Annotated in this window: 17 protein-coding genes; 7 read left to right on the top strand and 10 right to left on the bottom strand. The window is 68.6% G+C overall.

Annotation, left to right across the window (positions count from 1 at the left end):
- The first annotated feature begins 30 nt into the window (after positions 1 to 30).
- Positions 31 to 1,155, top strand: a complete 1,125-nt coding sequence (locus tag ACZ4K2_RS17120; protein ID WP_467473518.1) for a ferritin-like domain-containing protein — start codon at positions 31 to 33, stop codon at positions 1,153 to 1,155.
- A 56-nt stretch (positions 1,156 to 1,211) separates the two neighbouring features.
- Positions 1,212 to 2,063 carry a hypothetical protein gene (locus ACZ4K2_RS17115; RefSeq protein ID WP_467474054.1) on the top strand — a complete coding sequence of 284 codons (852 nt, stop codon included), beginning with the start codon at positions 1,212 to 1,214 and terminating at the stop codon, positions 2,061 to 2,063.
- 24 nt (positions 2,064 to 2,087) lie between these two features.
- Here ACZ4K2_RS17115 and ACZ4K2_RS17110 read toward each other — a convergent pair whose 3' ends face one another.
- The 5 genes from ACZ4K2_RS17110 to ACZ4K2_RS17090 form a co-directional block, all read right to left on the bottom strand.
- Positions 2,088 to 3,584, bottom strand: a complete 1,497-nt coding sequence (locus tag ACZ4K2_RS17110) for a penicillin-binding transpeptidase domain-containing protein (protein WP_467473517.1) — start codon at positions 3,582 to 3,584, stop codon at positions 2,088 to 2,090.
- Positions 3,581 to 4,942, bottom strand: coding sequence for an FtsW/RodA/SpoVE family cell cycle protein (locus tag ACZ4K2_RS17105; protein ID WP_467473515.1), 1,362 nt, complete (start codon positions 4,940 to 4,942; stop codon positions 3,581 to 3,583). The genes ACZ4K2_RS17110 and ACZ4K2_RS17105 overlap by 4 nt, the downstream gene beginning before the upstream one ends.
- Before the next feature lie 206 nt (positions 4,943 to 5,148).
- Positions 5,149 to 6,393 carry an ATP-binding protein gene (locus tag ACZ4K2_RS17100; RefSeq protein ID WP_467473514.1) on the bottom strand — a complete coding sequence of 415 codons (1,245 nt, stop codon included), beginning with the start codon at positions 6,391 to 6,393 and terminating at the stop codon, positions 5,149 to 5,151.
- Positions 6,390 to 7,181, bottom strand: a complete 792-nt coding sequence (locus ACZ4K2_RS17095) for a hypothetical protein (protein WP_467473512.1) — start codon at positions 7,179 to 7,181, stop codon at positions 6,390 to 6,392. Before ACZ4K2_RS17095 ends, ACZ4K2_RS17100 begins: the two co-directional genes overlap by 4 nt.
- A gap of 156 nt (positions 7,182 to 7,337) precedes the next feature.
- A complete protein-coding gene (locus ACZ4K2_RS17090; protein ID WP_467474052.1) occupies positions 7,338 to 7,844 on the bottom strand; it encodes a protein-tyrosine phosphatase family protein in 507 nt (168 codons plus the stop codon).
- A gap of 99 nt (positions 7,845 to 7,943) precedes the next feature.
- Here ACZ4K2_RS17090 and ACZ4K2_RS17085 point away from each other — a divergent pair, with 99 nt between their 5' ends.
- Positions 7,944 to 8,747, top strand: a complete 804-nt coding sequence (locus ACZ4K2_RS17085; protein ID WP_467473511.1) for a nuclease-related domain-containing protein — start codon at positions 7,944 to 7,946, stop codon at positions 8,745 to 8,747.
- Positions 8,748 to 8,804: 57 nt separating this feature from the next.
- On the opposite strand, the gene ligD is transcribed toward ACZ4K2_RS17085, so the two are convergent.
- Positions 8,805 to 9,692, bottom strand: a complete 888-nt coding sequence (ligD, locus tag ACZ4K2_RS17080; protein ID WP_467473509.1) for a non-homologous end-joining DNA ligase — start codon at positions 9,690 to 9,692, stop codon at positions 8,805 to 8,807.
- Between the two features lie 61 nt (positions 9,693 to 9,753).
- On the opposite strand from ligD, the gene ku reads away from it, so the two are divergent.
- The 3 genes from ku (at position 9,754) to ACZ4K2_RS17065 (ending at position 13,131) form a co-directional block, all read left to right on the top strand.
- Positions 9,754 to 10,905 carry a non-homologous end joining protein Ku gene (ku, locus tag ACZ4K2_RS17075; RefSeq protein ID WP_467473507.1) on the top strand — a complete coding sequence of 384 codons (1,152 nt, stop codon included), beginning with the start codon at positions 9,754 to 9,756 and terminating at the stop codon, positions 10,903 to 10,905.
- A gap of 297 nt (positions 10,906 to 11,202) precedes the next feature.
- Positions 11,203 to 12,459 carry a nitrate/nitrite transporter gene (locus ACZ4K2_RS17070; protein WP_467473505.1) on the top strand — a complete coding sequence of 419 codons (1,257 nt, stop codon included), beginning with the start codon at positions 11,203 to 11,205 and terminating at the stop codon, positions 12,457 to 12,459.
- A 264-nt stretch (positions 12,460 to 12,723) separates the two neighbouring features.
- Positions 12,724 to 13,131: a hypothetical protein gene (locus ACZ4K2_RS17065; RefSeq protein WP_467473503.1), complete on the top strand. Its 408-nt coding sequence runs from the start codon at positions 12,724 to 12,726 to the stop codon at positions 13,129 to 13,131.
- Positions 13,132 to 13,241: 110 nt separating this feature from the next.
- Here ACZ4K2_RS17065 and ACZ4K2_RS17060 read toward each other — a convergent pair whose 3' ends face one another.
- The 4 genes from ACZ4K2_RS17060 to ACZ4K2_RS17045 all read right to left on the bottom strand — a co-directional run bounded on the left by ACZ4K2_RS17060 (position 13,242) and on the right by ACZ4K2_RS17045 (position 18,288).
- Entirely contained in the window at positions 13,242 to 14,330 is a 1,089-nt protein-coding gene (locus tag ACZ4K2_RS17060) for a DNA cytosine methyltransferase (protein ID WP_467473502.1), read from the bottom strand.
- Positions 14,327 to 15,493: a DNA cytosine methyltransferase gene (locus ACZ4K2_RS17055; protein WP_467473500.1), complete on the bottom strand. Its 1,167-nt coding sequence runs from the start codon at positions 15,491 to 15,493 to the stop codon at positions 14,327 to 14,329. The genes ACZ4K2_RS17060 and ACZ4K2_RS17055 overlap by 4 nt, the downstream gene beginning before the upstream one ends.
- Positions 15,494 to 15,646: 153 nt before the next feature.
- On the bottom strand, positions 15,647 to 16,642 hold the full coding sequence (locus ACZ4K2_RS17050; protein ID WP_467474051.1) for a 5-methylcytosine restriction system specificity protein McrC: 996 nt from the start codon (positions 16,640 to 16,642) through the stop codon (positions 15,647 to 15,649).
- Positions 16,643 to 16,836: 194 nt separating this feature from the next.
- Positions 16,837 to 18,288 carry an McrB family protein gene (locus tag ACZ4K2_RS17045; RefSeq protein WP_467473497.1) on the bottom strand — a complete coding sequence of 484 codons (1,452 nt, stop codon included), beginning with the start codon at positions 18,286 to 18,288 and terminating at the stop codon, positions 16,837 to 16,839.
- A 904-nt stretch (positions 18,289 to 19,192) separates the two neighbouring features.
- On the opposite strand from ACZ4K2_RS17045, the gene ACZ4K2_RS17040 reads away from it, so the two are divergent.
- Positions 19,193 to 19,516 (top strand): helix-turn-helix domain-containing protein (locus ACZ4K2_RS17040; RefSeq protein ID WP_467473495.1); only part of this gene is annotated, 324 nt, incomplete at its 3' end.

The raw sequence follows: 19,516 nt of genomic DNA, 5'->3' as shown, positions 1-19,516 counted from the left end.
ACCCGGGGTCCGCGTGTGAGCCTGCGAAGTATGGCGACCCACGAGCTGTACGCCGGTGATCCGGGAAGCTCCCCGTGGCAGGTGCCCGCCGCCGGCGCGGCCCGCTTCAGCTGGGAGTACGACGACGGGCGCGACCGCCTGCTGGCCCTGTACCAGAAGGGCAAGGACAAGCAGTGGGACGGCCGGACCCGCATCGACTGGGACCTGGAGGTCGATCCGTACGACCCCCTCGGCACGCCCGACGAGGCGATGGTCCTGTACGGCACCCCGTACTGGGACCGGCTCACCGCCGCCGACAGGGGCGAACTGCGGCGGCACTTCGCCTCCTGGCAGTTCAGCCAGTTCCTGCACGGCGAGCAGGGCGCCATGGTCTGCGCGGCACGCATCGTGGAGTCCGTGCCCGACCTGGACGCCAAGTTCTACTCCGCGACCCAGACCATGGACGAGGCCCGGCACGCCGAGATCTACGGCCGGTTCCTGCACGAGAAGATCGGGATGCTCTACCCGATCAACGACAACCTCCGGTCCCTGCTCGACGACACCCTGCGCGACAGCCGCTGGGACATGCCCTACCTGGGCATGCAGGTCCTCATCGAGGGCCTGGCGCTGGCCGCCTTCGGCATGATCCGGGACACCACGGACAAGCCCCTGCCCCGGCAGATCCTCACGTACGTCATGCAGGACGAGGCCCGGCACGTGGCCTTCGGCCGGATGGCGCTGCGCGACCACTACAAGCAGCTCACGGACGCCGAACTGCGCGAGCGCGAGGAGTTCGTCATCGAGGGCTGCCACCTCATGCGCGACCGGCTGCGCGGGGTGGAGGTGCTGGAGAACTTCGGCATCCCGAAGGCCGAGGCGGAGACGCTCAGCGAACGCTCCGAGTTCCTCCAGCTCTTCCGCAGGCTGCTGTTCAGCCGCATCGTGCCCTGTGTCAAGGACATCGGCCTGTGGGGCACCCGCCTCCGGCGGGCCTACGCGGACATGGGCGTCTTCGAGCTGGGCGACTCCGACCTGGACCGGCTGATGGCACAGGACGAGGAGCTAGCCGACCGGCTGGACGCCGAGCGCTTCGCCGTCGAGGAACGCGCCCGGGTGGCCGAGGTGGAGACGGCGATCGAGTCCGGGGCGGTGGAGTCCGGTCCCGCGGAGCCCTGACCGGCCGGTGCGGTGCCGCCCCGTTCACCCGGGTGCAGTAGCGTGCTGGCGTGTCCATGCCTCCACCGCCGCACCCCGGCCAGCCGCAGCCCCCGTACGGTCAGCCGTCCCCGTACGACCAGCAGGCCCCCTACGGTCAGCCCTCCCCGTACGGCGCGCAGCCACCGCAGGCCCCGGGGCCCTACGGCCCGCCCCAGCAGCCGTACCCCGCGCAGCCCTACCCGCCCCAGCAGCAGCCCTACCCCGGCTGGGGCGTGCCGCCCGCGGGACCCCCGCCGAAGAAGCGGCGGGTCGGACTGGTGCTCGGCATCACGGGCGGTGTCGTCGCCGCCGTCGTCGTCCTGCTCGTCGTGATCGGCATGGTGGCCGAGAGCGGCTTCCCCGAGGCCGAGAACAAGCTCACCCTTCCCCCCAAGCTGGTCGACGGCCGCTTCCAGCTCGCCCAGGACCTGTCCTCGGCACAGGGCCGGAAGATCGAGGACGAGGCCGAGGGCGCCTGGAACGCCAAGGACGTGGTGGGCGTCGTCGGCCAGTACGCCGTCGGGGGAGACAACACCAAGGGCGTCCTGGTCTTCTCGGGCATGTACGGACGGTTCAAGAACACCGACGAGGCCCGGCGCAACATGCTCAAGGGCGCCGCCGAGGCGGACGGCGTCACCCTGGCCGCGCCCCGCCAGGACTTCACCGAGGCCGGCCAGCCCACGGTGAGCTGCGAGGTGCTCACCCAGAAGAGCGCGGGCATCGAGATGACCTACCCCGTGTGCGCCTGGACCGACGGCAACACGGGCGCCGCGATCGCGTCGATGACGACCGACACGGCCAAGCAGGACCCCGCCGAGGTGGACCTCCGCTTCTACGCGAGGCTCACCCGCCAGATCCGCTCCGAGACGGTCCGGCCGATCGGCTGACCGCCACCGGCGCGCGCCCCGGCCTCACTTGCGCAGCACCGCCCGCATCACCTCCCGGGCGATCGGGGCCGCGTCCCCGCCGCCGCTGATCTCCCCCCGGTCGGCCGAGGCGTCCTCCACCACCACCGCGACCGCCACCTGCGGCTCGGGGGTCCCCTCGGACCGCGCCCAGGAGACGAACCAGGCGTACGGCACACCGGAGTTGCCCAGCCCGTGCTGGGCCGTGCCGGTCTTGCCGCCGACCAGCGCGCCCGCGATCGCCGCGTTGGTGCCGGTGCCCTCCTCGACCACCCCGGCCATCAGCTCCATCAGCCGGGCCGCGGTGGCGGGCCGCATCACCTGCCGCCCCGGCCGGGCCCCGCTGCCCGAGACCGTCTCGCCGCCGTGCCGGGTGGCCCCCTCCACCAGGTACGGCGGCCGCAGCAGGCCGCCGTCCGCGACCGCCGCCGCCACCATCGCCATCTGCAACGGGGTGGCCCGCGTGTTGTACTGCCCGATCGAGGACAGCGCGAGCTGCGCCCGGTCCACATGGGTGTCGAAGGTGCTCTGCGCCACCGGGAAGGGGATCCGCACCCCCCTGTCGTTGAACCCGAGCGCCTGGGCCGTGGCCGCCATGTCCCGCACCCCCACGTCCACGCCCAACTTGGCGAAGACCGTGTTGCAGGACCACACGAAGGCGTCCCACACCGAGGCGTCCGCACAGCCGTCGCCCTCGTTGGTCAGCCGGGTGGTGGTGCCGGGCAGCCGGTAGGGGTCCGGGGAGTCGGTCCGCGCGTCCAGGTCGGTGACCACACCCGCGTCCAGCGCCGCCGCCGCGGTGACCACCTTGAACGTCGACCCCGGCGGATAGGTCTGGCGCACCGCCCGGTTGAGCATCGGCTTCTCCGGGTCGTGGTTGAGCCGGGACCACGCCGACGCCACCGCCTCGTTGTTGCCCGACAGCTCCGCGGGGTCGTACGACGGACTCGTCACCAGCGCCAGCACCCGTCCCGTGGCCGGCTCGACCGCCGCCACCGCCCCCTTCCGCCCGGCGAGCCCCCGGTAGGCGGCCTCCTGCGCCCGCCCGTTCAGCGTCGTCACCACGTCACCGCCGGGGCTGCGCCCACGCGTCACGTCGCTCCACAGCGGCAGCGGCGCGAGCAGCGGATCGGTGCCGGCCAGCACCCCGTCCTCGGTGTGCTCCAGGAACGCGGTGCCGTACGTCTGCGAGGCGTACCCGGTGACCGGCGCGTACAACGGCCCGTCCAGGTACGAGCGTTCGTACCGGAGCTGCTCGCCGGTGTCCACCGACCCGGTCACCGCCCGGCCGTCCACCAGGATGTTCCCGCGCGGCTGCTGGTAACGGGCGATCACGGCACGGCGGTTGGCCGGGTTGGCGCCGTACTCACCGGACTGCACCACCTGCACCCGGGCGGCGTTGGCCAGCAGCGCCGCCAGCAGCAGCGCGCAGAAGGCACAGGCGTGCCGGATGTACCTCCCCATCGGCCGGCCGCCCTCGGGGAACCCGCCGTACTCGGTCATGGCGCCTCCCGGCCGTCGTACTGGCTGCGCGCGGAGTCGCTCACCCGGACCAGCAGCGCCACGATCGCCCAGTTGGTGACGACCGAGGAACCGCCCTGGGCGAGGAACGGCATCGCCATGCCGGTCAGCGGGATCAGCCCGGTGACCCCGCCCGCGATCACGAACACCTGGAGCGCCACGATCGAGGCGAGCCCGACCGCGAGGAGCCGGCCGAACGGCTCGCGCAGCGCGAGACCCGCCCGGTAGCCGCGCTCCACCAGCAGCGCGTACAGCAGCACGATCGCCGCCAGCCCCGCGAGCCCCAGCTCCTCCCCGGCCGTCGCCAGGATGAAGTCCGACTTGGTGGCGAAGCCGATCAGGATGGAGTGCCCCAGCCCGAGCCCGGTGCCGAGGACCCCGCCGCCCGCGAAGGCGAACAGGGACTGGGAGAGCTGGTTGGGGCCCCGCCCGGCCTCGATGGTGGCGAACGGGTGCAGCCAGTCCTCGATCCGCGCGCCCACGTGCGGTTCGAGCCGCCCGACGGCGACCGCGCCGAGCACGGCGAGCAGCAGCCCGACCGCGATCCAGCCCGTGCGCCCGGTGGCCACGTACAGCAGCACCACGAACAGCCCGAAGAACAGCAGCGAGGTCCCGAGGTCCCGCTCCAGCACGAGCACGCCCACGCTCACCAGCCAGATCGTCAGGATCGGCCCGAGCACCCGCCCGGTCGGGAACTGCAGCCGCCACAGCCGGCGGCCGGTGTACGCGAGCGCGTTGCGGTTGGCGGCCAGGTAGGCCGCGAAGAACACCGCGAGCAGCACCTTCGCGAACTCGCCGGGCTGGAAGGAGAACCCGGCGGCCCGGATCCAGATCCGGGCGCCGTTGACCGCGGGGAACAGGATCGGCAGCACCAGCAGGACGAGGGCCGCCACCACGCAGACGTAGGAGTACCGCTGGAGCACCCGGTGGTCGCGCAGCACCAGCACGACACCGATGAACAGGCCCACCCCGAGCGTGGACCACACGAGCTGGGCGGGGGCCCCGCGGTCGCCCGGCGTCTCCAGGTCCAGCCGGTAGATCAGGACCAGCCCCAGCCCGTTGAGCAGCACGCCGATGGGCAGCGGCAGCGGATCGGCGTAGGGCGCCCGGATCCGCACCACGACGTGGGCGAACAGGGCGAGGACCCCGAGCCCGGCCCCGTAGCCGACGGCGCCGGGCGGCACGGTACCGGTCCGGGCCAGCCCCACCGCGCAGTAGCCGTACACCGGCAGCAGGACCGCCAGGACGAGCAGGGACAGCTCGACGCCCCGGCGCCGGGGGAGACGCGCGGCGCGCACGGGAGCAGGGGTCGCCGCCACGGTCGTTCCGGCTCTCGTCATGCCCGGAACCTACCCAAAGGGGACGTCTCGCGCGCGGCGCCGCCCGGAGACGGCGCCCCGAAAGGGCCCCCGCCCGCGGCCCCCGGGTGTGCGCGGGGCCCGGCCGGCGCTCGCCGGGCGTGGGGGCGGGCGCGACCTACGGTGCGCAGGGGCGGGCCGCCGGCCCTGCTCGGCCTCCCCGCCCCGCCCTGCCCGGCCCGATCGGCCTACTCGGCCGCAGGCAGCGACAGCCGGGCGACCGCACCGCCGTCCGGCGCGTTGGCGAACGACAGTCGCGCCCCGAGCACCTCCGCCTGGCCCAGCGCGATGGTCAGCCCCAGCCCGTGCCCCTTGGCCCCGCCCTCCGTGCGGAAGCGCTGCGGCCCGTGCGCCACCAGGTACTCCGGATACCCGCCCCCGTGGTCCCGCACCGTCACCACCGGGCCGTCCACCGTCAGCACCACCGGAGGCGCCCCGTGCTTGTGCGCGTTGGCGACCAGGTTGCCCAGCACCCGCTCCAGCCGCCGCCGGTCGGTCTCCACCCGCGCGTCCCGGACGATCCGCACGTCCGTCTCCGTGCCCGACGCCCGCACCACCCGCCGGGCCAGCGCGCCCAGCTCCTCCGAGTCGGCCTCCAGCCGCTCCCGCCCGGTGTCCAGCCGGGAGATCTCCAGCAGGTCCTCGGTGAGCGTGCGCAGCGCGGCCACCCGGTCCCGCACCAGCTCCGTCGGCCGGCCCGGCGGCAGCAGCTCCGCCGCCGCGTGCAGCCCGGTGAGCGGGGTGCGCAGCTCGTGCGCCACGTCCGCGGTGAACCGCTGCTCGCTCAGCAGCTTGCCCTGCAGCGAGGAGGCCATCGAGTCCAGCGCGGCGGCCACCACGGCTACCTCGTCCTGCGGGCGGCCCGGATCCCTCGTCCGCGGGTCGTCCACCCGGGCGTCCAGGTCGCCGGCGGTGATCCTGCGGGCCACCCGCGCCGTGCCGTGCAGCCGCCGCGTCACCCGGGTCACCGCGAGCACGCCGACCACCACGGTCGCGCCGATCGCCAGCACCGACGACCACAGGATCGACTGGTCGAGACCGTCTATGGTGCGGGACTGCTGCGAGTAGTCGACCTCCACCCCGAGCGCCCGGTGCCCGGACACCGGCCCCGCCGCCCACATGGTCGGCCGCCCCCGGTACGACGCGACCATCGTCCCGCGCTGCCCGTGCGCCGCCAGCGACCGCAGCGAGTCCGGCAGCCCCGGCGGTTCCACCGCGGCACCCGGCAGCAGCGTGTCCCCCGCCTCGTACGCCTCCGTGGCGTCCGCGAGCCGGGACAGCGCCAGGTCACGGGCCTGCCCGACGGTCTGGTCGGTCACCGACACGTGCACCAGGACACCGAGCAGCGCGGCCAGCGCGCAGCACATCACCGTGATGAACGCGGCGGCCTTGACGGCGAGCGCCCCGGCCCAGGGGGGCAGCGCCAGTCTCATCGGGCGCCCGGCGAGAGGGCGGCGGAGGGGGCGGTGGGCGGTGCCGTGGCGGGCGGTGCGGGCGGCGGCGCCGCGGCGGGCGGGTCCCCGGGGGGCGGTGACGTGCCGGACCGGCCGTCGCCGACGTGCAGGTACTCGTCCCGGGAGAAGGCCATCGCCCGCTGCCCCGGGTCCCACACCCACGTCGTGCGGTACTCGTAGCCGGAGGTGTCGGCGGGGGAGCGCTCGATCAGCGCCCGCCCGGCCAGCTCGACCCCGATGATCGCGTCGTTGTCGGCCAGCACCTGCACCAGCCGGTGCCCCTCGACCGTGTAGACCCGCACCGCCGTCTGGTTGGTGGGGAAGAGCCGGAAGCCGAGCGTCAGGTCGGCCCGGCCGTCCCCGGTGAGGTCCCGGTGGTACGGCTTCAGCAGCGGGCACCGGGCCGCGTCGCCGCCGGGCCGGCACTGCGCCATCCGTACCTCGGTCCCGTGGTACGCACCCTTGGGCCCGTAGTCGTCGGCGTGCGCCCGCATCTCCGCCTCCACGACGTCCACCGGATCCACCTTCCGGATGTCGTCACCGGGGACCGTGACGCCCTTGACCACCTCCCGCGTCGCCACGTCGTACGGGTAGGCCGGGCTGGCCGCCGGCCGCAGGTCCGGCCAGAGCCTGGCCGGGCTCACGGCGTCCGGGGTCGGCCCGGCGGCGCGCAGCCCGCCCGTGTCCCCGCACGCCGTGGCCGTCGCCGCCAGCAGGGCGACGGCGGCCGCGGCGAAGGCGGTGCGCGCGGGACGACGGGCTGGCACGGTGCTCCTGGGCGTTGGTGTCGGTGGGGCCCCGTACACCTTAATGGCGGGTTCGTAGGGAGATATTCTCAGATTCCGACGGAAGTCTGTTTTGCGCGGTTCGTGTACCGGGGTTCGTGTGCGTCGCGTACCGGGGGGACGGACCTGGGGGAGAGGCTACTCGGCCAGCTCCTCCAGCAGCCGTACGGTCGCCAGACCCGCTCGCAGGTACTCCACGAACAACCGGTTGTGCAGCGCCCACGCCGAGCGCCGGGCCCGGATGAGCTGGATCGCCTGGTCCGCGGTGTCCCCCCGCTGGACCAGGGCGTGCCCGACGACCAGCCCCGAGCGGTTGTAGCCGTGCCGGCAGCGCACGAGCACCCGGCGGCCGGCGTCCAGCGCCTCGTTCGCCGCGCGCGCCAGCCGGATCACCCCGGCGAGCTGCGTCCCGTCCAGCGGCCCGTCCGGGATCGGCCACACGTGGTGCTCCACGCCCGGATCGGGCCCGCACCCCGGCAGCCGCAGCAGGGACTGCACCAGATCGAACTCGTCCCGCACGACGGCGGGCTCCGGCCACCCGGAACGCCCCAGGAACTCGTGCCCGCCCATCCACAGACCGGGCACGATCTCGCTCCACGGCTTCTCCGGAACCGGCACGTCGGGCTGCGTACCGCGGGTCCGCAACGGCGCCTCCCAACTCCCCCGCACCGGGCCGTCATCCACGGTAACCGCTCTTGCCCCCGCAGCGCCCCGCCTGTTCCCATGGTCGAGGGGTGATGGCGCATGAGCGGACTGCGCGTGGTGCCGGCCTTCCGGCACGGACGGGAGAGGCTGTACGTCTGCCGCGAGGACGGGAGCAACGTCGCCTGGTACGACCGCGACACGGGCCGGGTCAACCTCCTCGTGCTCGACCCGGACGGCCGCGACGGCGTGCTGCACGCCCTGAAACCCTTCCTCGCCGGCCCGGTGACCGTGGGCCCGCCCCCGGTCCCCACCCCGGCGGAACTCGCCCGGCTGACCCTGCCCCCGGACGACGACCTCGCCCCCAACCGCCCCGGCGAGGCCCTGCTCGTCGCCCTCGACCGCGCCCCCGCCCGGCGGCTGCGCCCCGACCCGCGCCGGCACTCCCTCACCGCCGAGCAGACCGTCGGCCAGGCGCTGGACGGCCTGGAGGGCGCCGGCTGGCACACCCTGCACTCCGTCCCGCTGCCGGGCGGCGACCGCATCCACCACCTGGTGATCGGGCCCGGCGGCCTGTTCGCCGTCCACGCGCTGTACGCCCGCAAGGCCCGGGTCCTGGTCGCCGACCCGATGGTCACCGTCGGCCGCCACGAGGCCGAGCCGCTGCTGCGCCGGCTGCGCTCCGCCGCCGACCGCGCCTCCTACGCCCTGACCGCGGAGGTCCGCCCGCTGCTCGCCCCGGTGGAGCCGTCCGGTGTGACCGTGACGGCGGAGCCGCGGGGCGTACGGATCCTGCGGGACGGCGAGCTGGCGGACCTGGCCCGGCTGGGCGGGGTGCTCAAACCGGCGGACGTGGAGGCCCTGCACGGGATGGCCCGGGACCGGACCACCTGGCACCGGCTCTAGCCGCATCGACCACGAGCACCGTCGACGCCTGTCGGGCCCGATCGCGGCGGGGACCCGCTAGGGCAGGGCCGCGGCCGAGGCCGGGTCCAGCAGGGGGGCCATCAGGTCCCCGAGGTCCCGCAGGCGGGCCGCCACGTCGTCGGGCCGGAACTCCAGCTCCGCCGGGTCCCGGCAGGCGGCGACCTCGTCCCAGGTCACCGGCGCGGACACCAGCGGGGTCCGGCGCGCACGGACCGTGTACGGGGCGGCCGTGGTCTTGCGGGCCGCGTTCTGGCTCCAGTCGACGAACACCTTCCCCGGCCGCAGGTTCCTGGCCATCCGGTGCACCACCAGCCGGGGCATCGCCCGCTCGGCCGCCACCGCCAGCTCCTTCGCGTACTCGGACGTCCGCTCGGGAGAACTCCCGCGCACCGCCGCCAGCAGGTGCAGCCCCTTGGAGCCGGCGGTCTTCGGGTACGCCTCGACACCGTCCGCGGCGAGCCGCTCACGCAGCCACAGGGCGACCTCGCAGCAGTGCACGACGTCCGCGGGCGGCCCCGGATCGAGGTCGAGGACCAGCCGGTCCGCCTCCTCGGGGCTGTCGACCCGCCACTGGTGGGTGTGGAACTCGGCGACCAGGTTCGCCGCCCACACCAGGCTCGGCAGGTCCTGCACCACCACCATCCGCGCCGGGGCGTCCGCCGAGGACCGCGGCACCTCGGCGGTCATGACCCAGTCGGGCGTACCCGGCGGAACGTTCTTGGTGAAGAAGAGCTGCCCGTCCGGGCCGTCCGGATAGCGCAGGAAGGACACCGCCCGGTCGCGCAGGTGCGGCAGCAGGGCCGCGGCGGCGGTCGCGTAGTAGTGCAGCAGCTCCGCCTTGGTGAAGCCGCTTTCCGGATACAGCACCTTCTCCAGGTTGGTGAGCGCGACCCGGCGCCCCTCCACCTCTGTGATAGGCGTCATACGATGACAATCCCAGACAAACCGGTGAAACAGCGGAACCGGCAGAGGAAGGGTGCGGCTCGTGCGATCGATTTGGAACGGCGCGATCTCCTTCGGCCTGGTCAGCATCCCGATCAAGCTGGTGAACGCCACGGAGAACCACGCGATCTCCTTCCGCCAGATCCACACCGAGGACAACGGCCGCATCCGCTACCGCAAGGTCTGCGAACTGGACGACCGCGAGGTCGAGGGGGCCGAGATCGGCAAGGGGTACGAGGACGCCGACGGCACGATCATCCCGATCACCGACGAGGACCTCTCCCACCTGCCCCTGCCGACCGCCCGCACCATCGAGATCGTGGCGTTCGTGCCGGCCGAGCGGATCGACCCCCTCCAGATGGGCGCGGCCTACTACCTCGCGGTCGGCGGGGCCCCCGCCGCCAAGCCGTACACGCTGCTGCGCGAGGCCCTCAAACGCAGCAACAAGGTCGCCGTCGCGAAGTTCGCGCTGCGCGGCCGGGAGCGCCTCGGCATGCTCCGCGTGGTCGGCGACGCCATCGCCCTGCACGGACTGCTCTGGCCGGACGAGGTCCGGGCCCCCGAGGACGTCGCCCCCGACACCGACGTCACCATCCGCGACAAGGAACTCGACCTGGCGGACGCCCTGATGGACACCCTCGGCGAGGTCGACCTGGAGGACCTGCACGACGAGTACCGGGAGGCGCTGGAGGAGGTCATCGCGGCGAAGGCGTCCGGCGAGGCCCTGCCCGAGGCCCCGGCCCCGGAGACCGGCGGCAAGGTGCTCGACCTGATGGCCGCCCTGGAGAACAGCGTGCGCGCGGCCCGCGAGTCCCGCACGGCCCCCGGCGAGGAGGCCGAGGTCAGACAGTTGCGCCGGGGACGGAGCACGCCGAAGGAGACGGGCGGCAAGAAGTCCACGTCGGCGTCGACGAGGAAGCCGCCCGCGGAGAAGAAGACCGCCGCACACAAGTCGACCAGCAAGGCGGGGGAGAACACCAAGGCAGAGGAGGCCACCAGGAAGCCGGCGACGACGAAGCGCGCCGACTCGTCGACCGGCGGAAAGACGAAGGCGGCCAAGGCGACGACGGCAAAGCCGGCCGAGACGAAAGCCACGGCGGGGAAGTCGGCTGCGGGCAAGTCGACCGCAGGAAAATCGGCCGAGGGAAAGAAGGCGACGCCGAAGAAGCCGACGGCACGCAAGCGGACGGCTTGAGGGGTACCGGTACCGGGCCGCAGGCGCGAAACGGCGCTCCTGCTGCGGCCTCGATCTCACCGGACGGCGACTGACTCCTAAGCGCCCCGGAACCCTCCCCGCCCCCGAGCGCCCCGGAATCTCCCCGGGGCCTTCGCGGAGGGATGCGGGAGGGAAACCGGAGGAACGCGGGAGGGACACCGGAGGGCGGGCTGCCGAAGAGCTGCGGGAACCTCCCCGGATGCGGAGGGCTGACCGATCCCCGATCATGGGAGTCGTTGCGAGGGGGGTGGGGACGGACTCTCCTGGGAGTATGCGATGACCGGTGAAAGGCCGTCCGCGGCGGCTTGGCGCAACCTGCTGCTGGCCACCGTCGGCTTCGGCCTGACCTTCTGGGCGTGGAACCTGATCGCCCCACTCGCGGCCGACTTCGACGACCGGCTGCACATGGGCGCCTCGGCCCAGTCGCTCCTGGTGGCCGTACCGGTGCTGGTCGGCTCGCTCGGCCGGGTGCCGGTCGGCGCGCTCACCGACCGCTACGGCGCCCGCCTGATGTTCCCGCTGACCAGCGCCCTGACGATCATCCCGGTCCTGCTCCTGATTCCCGCGAAGGCGTCGTACCCGTTCCTGCTCGTGGTCGGCTTCTTCCTGGGCCTGGGCGGCACGACGTTCGCGATCGGCGTGCCCCTGGTCAACTCCTGGTTCCCGCCGGCCCACCGCGGCGCCGCCCTCGGCATCTTCGGCATGGGCATGGGCGGCGTGGCCCTGTCCGGCTTCTTCACCCCGCGCATGTACCACCGGGGCGAGAACCTGCCCTTCGTGGTCATCGCGATCGCCCTCGCGGCCTACGCCGTCCTGGCCGCGTTCCTGATCAACGACCGCCCCGGCCGGGCCGTCCCCGAGACGCCCCTCGCCTCCCGCCTCACCCAGGCCGCACGCCTGCGCGTGACGTGGGAACTGTCCGCGCTCTACGCGATCGGCTTCGGCGGCATCGTCGCCTTCGGCGTCTACCTCCCCACCTACCTGCGGGCCTGGTACGGCCTCACACCGACCGACGCCGGCACGAGGGCCGCCGGCTTCGCCCTGGTCACGGTGCTCCTCCGCCCGGTCGGCGGCTGGCTCGCCGACCGCATCCACCCGGCCACCGTCACGGCGTGGGCCCTGGGCGAGGTCGCCCTGCTGGCGATCATCCAGTCCTTCGACCCGTCCCTCGCCCCGACGGCCACGGTCTGCCTCCTGCTGATGGCGGCGGGCCTCGGCACGGCCAGCGGCTCGGTCTTCGCCCTGGTCTCCCGGGTCACCCCGCAGGCCCAGGTCGGCAGCGTCACGGGCATCGTCGGCGCGATGGGCGGCCTCGGCGGCTTCGTCCCACCCCTGGTGATGGGCGCGGTCTACAGCGCCAAGTCCTCCTACTCCATCGGCTTCATGCTCCTGTCCGACCTGGCCCTGGCAGGCTGCGTCTACGCCTACGCCCGCATGCGCACAACGGGCCCGTCCCCGGCCCAGCCCTCATCCCAAGTCGACCGCATCTCTATGAAAACGCCGGGCCGCACGACCCCGGAGGAGCACCTGTGACCTACGGGAGGGGCTGAACCTGAGATCTGCTGCCGCCTGGGCGGCAGGATGAGGACGGCCTAGCCCCTCTCAACCTGCCGCAGCGGCATGCGATACACCTCAGCAGAACCGGCGCACACGGCTCCGGAGGGCTTTTGTTTGCTCACAATCATCGCAGGTCACAGGCCCAATTGGCATCTTCGGGCGATGCGCCGTCCACAGATGGTCCGCAGCCCACTCAGGTAGATCGCGACGACACGTTCCACCTATCGCCCTCTTCCTGCGATGCTGAACGCCTACCGGGGAGGGGAAGCAGTGACAACTGAACGCCGGACGGAGATCCTTGACCACCTCAAGGCCGAACATGGGCTCGCCCGAGTCACCATGGCCTGGGTGCGCAATCGGTACAACCCCAGCTGGGACAAGCTCAGTCGCCCCCGAGCGGACGCCATTGCTGCCTGGTTCAGATCGCAGGGCCTCCTCCACCAGCCGGCTCAGTTGCCGTCACGAGAAACGGAGTACGTGACCATATACGCCCTGAGCACCAACATCGGCGTAGTCATCGCCGCTGCCCGAGGGGAAGGCCCCTTCGATGGCCTGCCGGAAGCAGCCCAGCTGACACTGAGGAATTATGCCGCGCTATTGGCAAAGCAAGACGCGGACAGTGCTATTGAGGACGTTGCCGTGACGTGATCCCTGCCTCGGTACACCGACCTCGCTGCATCGGTCACTGTGCCTCGGCGCCAGCGTCGGTCGTCTGCAGTTTGGACGGGCTGCCGTGGCACTATCGAGTGCGAGCCCATTCAGACAGCGGCAGTGCCAGCTCCCCATAGAGACATCTGTACCGGTTCGGAGCTGTCTGTTGCGCCTGCTCCAGAGAGTGCGGACTTGATACTTTGCCCAATCGCTTGCGCGAGCAGGGGAGGAACCGCGTTTCCGATTAGCCTGGCACCTTCTTCCCGATTCCCGAGAAAAACAAAATCATCCGGGAATGACTGAAGGCGTGCGCCCTCCCGAAGGGTGATGGTTCGATGTTCCTCCGGATGGCCGAACTTGCCTCGGGTGAAACTATCAAACCTTGCCGTAATAGTCACAGCTGGCTCATCCCACGAGAGTCGGCCATACGTGTCTAGATGACGATGGTTTCCCTGATGGCATGCGAGCTGGAGGTGCTTAGGAAGGTATTCACGGCCACCCCCTTGAGGGACATGCTTGATTCGCTCAATGTTGAGCTTGCTCAATCTAGCTTCCCTGTAATGGTTCGCGAGAGACGGATGGATAGACCCATCCTCGGGTGGCGACGGCAAATCACGAATAGCGTCTCCCACCGTCCGTTGGCGCTCAACAGTTGCCGATGGCCAGGAAAAATGTGTGCCAGCAGGAAGCCCCACGAGGAATGCTCGTCGACGCCTTTGCGGGACACCATAGTTGGCCGCATCAAGAATAGCTGCGTGAACCTGGAAACCTAGATCTTGAGCTGCCTCCTCCACGGCTCGTAGAAGATGCTTCCCGCGCACACTTTGAATGGCGGCCACGTTTTCCATAAGGAATGCGCGAGGTCGCATCTCTTCGAGCCAATCAAGATACCGAAGAACAAGGAGATTCCTTGAGTCTTCTCGTGCCCCTCTTCGCTGAAGTGAAAACCCTTGGCATGGGGGGCCGCCGGCGAGCAAGTCGACCTCGCCACGCTTGAGCCCAGCAAGATTTAGGAGCTGGTCCCCACTCGTGGTGGCAGCATCAAGCACCTCTGCACGGCACGAGAGATTCTTCCGATGCGTATCTACGGCAACTTGGCTGTTGTCGAAGGCCAGTTTGACAGAGTACCCAGCCCGGGCGAGACCCAGGCTCAGTCCGCCGGCGCCTGCGAACGCGTCAATTGCAGTGAGCGTCACGGGACCAGCAACCCTCCGCGCCTGCGGATTCCAGGAATCAGCACCGAAAAGCTGCTTCCAACAGGCTTGTCAGCTACCTCGAAGAGTCCGACTTCGGATTCCACGGGGGGCATGCCAGCTGCAATGTGCTCACCGAAAGCTTGAGCGGCTAGCGGAGGCACTGCATTACCGATCTGCTTGTAACGGTCATCGAATGGCCCCTTGAACTGCCATGTTGCAGGGAAAGTCTGCAAAAGTCCGGCTTCCCTCGCGGTCAAACCACGGTCTTGCTCAGGATGCGCAAAGCGTCCGCAGCTAGGCGTCCGGCAGCGAGCAGTGATGGTCGGGGCTGGACCGGACCACGGCAGCCGCCCATACACATCTGTATAGCCGCCGTGCGAACCACGCGTGCGGTCCAAGCACTCCGGGCCAACCCCAGGCGGACGCGAGCCACCGTCATGGGGCACTTGCTTCAAGATTTCGATCGTCGAAGGTCGATGACGCGACGTTACGTGCATTGGATCGTCTGTGTTCGATTCGCCGCTGGCAATAGGTGGAAGTTGGCCGATCCACTCTTTGACGGTGGCAAAAGTCTCTGGCGTATTGCGTACGGCGGGGAACGTGGGCATCTGATGCAAGGACGCCAGAACCACGGTACGGAAGCGCTCTTGTGGCACGCCCAGCTGCGCCATATTCATGATCCGGGCGCGAACGTTGTAGCCAGAGTCCTGCAACTTGGAGCGAAACTCGTCGAACAAGTCCCACGAGCGAGCCGACACCAGGTCTCCGACGTTCTCGACCATAACGACATCTGGCTTGAGTGTGACCGCCAGATCACCGAATACGCTGAAGAGCTGGTTACGGCCTTTGCGGTCACCGCGGGTCTTGACGTGCGAAGAGAAGCCCTGGCACGGCGGTCCCCCTGTAAGAAGGAACTGACGTGTCCCGACCGCTTCACGGATTCGGGAAGCCCAGGATTGCCGAGCGGCTGCGTCTTGCAGTGTCAGCAGGTCCAACTCATCCGGTGCGTGCCCGAGGTTGGCAGCGTAAGTGGCGTTGGCCCACACGTCGTTGTCGGCGGCGTAGACCGCCTCGTACTGACCTGTGGCTGCCAGGCCGGCCGACATGCCGCCACAACCGCTGAAGAGATCAGCGTACGCCCAACCGGGCTCACCCTTGTCCATGCGATAGATCCTAGAAGCTCGGACTGACAGCGTGGTCTTCAGTGCACCATCCAAGACGATCAGCCTTGCGGTCGTGCGCCGTTACAGCCATGGGGACATGACGATGTGTTGTGAACACAGCATGCCTCACCGATCATCCCTGTGTGAGTCAAATCACTGCGCCAGTCTCGCCGTCCAGTGCCCGATCAGGTCACTCATGCCGTCCGCTTGCGTGGGGTCGACTGCGATGACGTCTACGGGGCACCCTGTGCTGACTCGGCCCAGGCGCCGGATGCCGGGTGGGCCGTGCAGAGCCGGTGTCACAAGCGCAGCGGCATCGGCAGAGAAAGCCCCTGCATGAGCGATCAACTGGTATATCTCGTCTTCGGTAACCTTTTCACCCGACTTCCTGTATTTAGCGTCAAGTAGGCCGATTCTACCGTTTCCATGAATCACGATATCTGGGTCTGCTCTTTTAGTCATCGGCTCTGCTTCCCCTTCAAGTGCGTGAAATAGCGGAACCTTCTGAGATCTCCCCTCCGTCACTGCGAAATTCGATGGAGCCGTATCTCGGCACAGGGTACGCACGGCCTCTTCGAATATTCGATCGATATTGACCCAAGCGCTGAATGGCGATTTGCCTGCACTTCGAAAGTTGAACGGCACGCCACGAATGATGGCTTCTGCCATGCGGAGAAGACCACTGAGATCCGCCCGAGAACCGGGAGGAAGCGATGGGAAGGTCGGCTGCTGCAGCATTTGCGCCCCGGAAAGCATTTGCATGCATCGCTGTACTAGCACTTTCGCTTCATGGTGATCGTGCAGGAGGTGTTCAGCGCGATTACAAGCGGCCAGTAGGTACCTATTGACCTCTGTGTCTTCGGATAGATTGCGGTACCGGATCGCCAAGAGGTCATGCCGACCGCGACTCCAAAGGGTCCGTACTGTTTCACCGATATGGATCTTTCCTCTGACACGGCTACTGTGCGCAGAGGTAGCTATATATTCCTTCTGTGGCCCTGACGCCAATTCTCTTTCGATCATCGTGGAGAATGTTCGAGCAATCGCTGCGAGTGGCGGTAGGGTAGTGCCGGGTTCGGCTGCCTGGACGGATTGCCGTCGCCCGCTGGATGAGAGGTTGAGGCACGCTTCGACAGTTCCCGAAACCATTTCATCGATTGTGATGACGAGATTCTTATGTACGACGAGGGTGCCGGCGTATGGCCCGACTTCAAGGTCGAATCCGAAGCGACTTGGACGAACGGAAGCCACCCTCGACTGGACCCAGGAGAGATTCGACAGCTCTTCCAGCGAAAACCCAACTTCCTGGTGAGTGAGCTGAAGGCGTCCATACGTTGTCGTTCTCACTCCTCTTCCTCGGTGGCTGGGAGGGCCGAGGCATACTTCGCGTGTCTCCAGATGTATCCATTCTCGATCTTCTCTGGGTTGGGGTAGGTGGTGATACCGCCTCGACGCAAGAAGTATCTAAGTGATTCATGCCAGAGATCATGCAAGTCGCGTTCGTCGCGCATGCCAACGAATAGACCGTGCCCGAAGGGGGCGTTTTCTGGCAGGCTGTCGAACCACTGGACGACGTGCCTCCTGAGATCGTTTATCATACCAGCCTCACTCAGTATCACATCGAGGGCGTCCCGACTGCGAGGAATCTCGATTTGGCGCAACCTTCTAACCAAGGCATCATCCATATTGACAACGCTTCGGTCAGTGGGGTTCATCGTGGCGATGATGATCAAGTTGGGTGCAATGGAGACCCGTTTGTCCAGCCCCGGAACGAGGAAAGGCCGGTTTCTGTACTCGATATAGGTGAGGAGCTCGCCGAGTACATTGGCTACGTCAGCTCTGCTGAGCTCGTCGACGATTAGTACGTGCGTCTTGTCGGGAGACGCAAGTGCCGCATCGTTTATCTGTACAAGTGCTCCGGGTGAAGGCTCGAAGCCTCCGTTCCTGGGGGCAAGCCCGCCGACGAACTCTTCATACGTGAATGCTGCATGGAATTGAACTGTTAGAATCCGTGTGGCGTCCCCTTCTGCAAGGGTCATGGCGACGTTCTGAGCTACCCTTGTCTTACCGGTTCCTGCCGGGCCGACAAGCGCAACGATTTGACGCCCTCCATAACGGCGGCATTTGGCGACTATGAGGTTTCTAAGCTGGTCGTCCGAGTTTGCCTGAATGGGTGATGGTTTCTCCGGTGTTTCGCCGAGCCAGCGTACGTACTCCCCGCGATCCGTGAAATGCTCGGGCGTCGGGGAGGTCTCGATTATCTCGTCAAGTAGTGGAATAAACTCCGATTCGAGGTAGCGATAGCCGTCCTGTCGATCTCGATACTCTAGGAATAGGTTCTTAAAGGCGGCTCGGGAGAACCACGTGTCTAGCCTGTCCGATTGATTACTTCCTTTGTCGGGGCGACGCGGGCCGAGAATCTGCTCCATAACATCCGGGTTATTTGGGTTGTAACCGGCCTGTGTGCGTGCTTGAGCGATCTTTTCTATGGCTGGTTCAATTTCGGACTCCCTCAGGCATGTCGTTACGCATCGTCCCAGCTCCTCCCAGTGGAGTTTATTATCCAGCTTTCTCATAATGCGCCAAATTGCCAGTAGTGGCCTGACGTCAGTTCCAGGTGGGTATGCGTCTCGGGTGAGGGGGTTGGCGAGCTGATATCGGGCCAGCGCGGGAGCCACCATCCGGGCGAGTTGAGTGCGATAGGTGAGATAGACCTGTTGGCCGAAGTCATCGATGCGCTGATACTGCTCGTTCAGCAGCAGTAGCAGGCTCTCGCCGAGTTCGGTGGACTGCAAGCGGCCATTTTCCTCGTACAGCAAACCGATTCCGCGAAACAGTGCCATGTATGTCCTGAAGCGCTGATCAGCTTGGTCCTGAAGTTCAGGTGCGACCTGCTTGCTCCGGATTTGTAGAGCTCTGCGTACTCCTTCGTATGGTGGCGCCCACTGCGTTCCAGTAGAGCTGAGCATCGCGTGAAGGGCAGCTGCACCTACGTCGGCAGGCCGTGCCGCGGCCCGCAGCTCCGGTACAACGTCACGTCCTGAAAGATCCCAGTGTTCTTGCATGGAGGTAGGTTGCCACGCCAAGGATCTTCGTGTGGTTGGTTGTCGTGTAGTTGGGTTCCGTACGTCAACAACGCGGCCGGCGGAGCGACTTTGGCCGGGAGCTGCTTTGGCGCGAGTGATCATGGCCCCGTAAGCTTCCGGCGCGTCGGGCAGTCTGTGGACCTGCCCGGTAAAGCACGACGTTGGGGCCATGATCTTCGAGGCTCGCGCCAAAGTGGCTGGCTAAAGTCGCGGAGCCGACCGCCCCAGCCACGACGTGTTCTGACCTCATGCACTGTGTGCCTGCCTCTTGAGCGGGCACGGGCGGCCGGCGGTGCCGAGCGGGGCGGAGACATGAGCGCGGGCGCCGCCGGCCGCCCGCGCCCGCCCGGAGGAGTGAAGCGACGACGGGTGCTTGAACCTGTAGAGAAGGTTGTAACTCATCCTGCCGGGTGGGGCTTGAAGGTCTGTGCGCAGGCTGGGAGTTCGGCGCCTTGTCGGTGCATGAGTGGCAGGAAGAGCACGGGGCGGATTGTCCACGTGATTCGCGTGCTGGCGTGGGTCACTGACACTGTGCACGGCTCGGATCGCAGCAGAGCTCGACGGGTCTAGAGGTTGTCCCGTAACTGCCGGTCAGAGGTGAGATGATCTTGCCGTGGCTGGTGTGATCACGGCGTTGGAGCCCTCCTGGATAGGCCCGTTCACCGGGCTGAGCCCGCGGCAGTTCAACAAGCTGATCACCGCGCTGCGGCGCGAGGGAGCCGATCCGGTCCGCAAGGGCCGGCCGTGGTCGCTGCCGTTGGAGGACCGGGTGCTGCTGGTGGCCGCGTACTGGCGCACCAACCTCACCCTGCGCCAACTCGCCCCGCTGTTCGGCGTCTCCGAGTCGGCGGCCGACCGGATCGTCGACCACCTCGGACCGGCTCTCGCCCTCCAGCCCCGACGACGGTTCCGCAAGGACACCGTGCTCATCGTGGAC

Source organism: Streptomyces sp. NPDC025833 (assembly GCF_055558055.1).
Note: the sequence above shows the minus strand (reverse complement) of the source record. Positions and strands in the feature narration are given on the sequence as shown.